The 351-nt window shown below is 70.1% G+C and carries 1 protein-coding gene; it reads left to right on the plus strand.

Going from position 1 to position 351, the window contains the following annotated elements:
* Nucleotides 1-351: condensation domain-containing protein (locus JK361_RS40775; protein ID WP_201828293.1), on the plus strand; the 351-nt coding region annotated here is incomplete at both ends.

Below are 351 nucleotides of genomic sequence, written 5' to 3' on the forward strand. Positions count from 1 at the left end.
CTGCACACGGCCCTGGCGGAGTTGGCGCGGCGCACCGGCACCAGTCTGTTCATGGTGCTCCAGGCGGGCCTGGCCGCGCTGTACACACGGCTGGGCGCGGGAACGGACATCCCGATCGGCAGCCCCATCGCGGGCCGCACGGACGAGGCACTGGACGACCTGGTCGGATTCTTCGTGAACACCCTGGTGCTGCGCACCGACACCAGCGGCGACCCGACCTTCGCCGAACTGCTGGACCGGGTACGCGAGACGGCACTGTCCGCGTACGCGCACCAGGACGTGCCGTTCGAGCACCTGGTGGAGGTGCTCAACCCGTCCCGGTCGCTGTCCCACCACCCCCTGTTCCAGACC

Source organism: Streptomyces musisoli, assembly GCF_016741855.1.
Classification (GTDB): Bacteria; Actinomycetota; Actinomycetes; order Streptomycetales; family Streptomycetaceae; genus Streptomyces; species Streptomyces musisoli.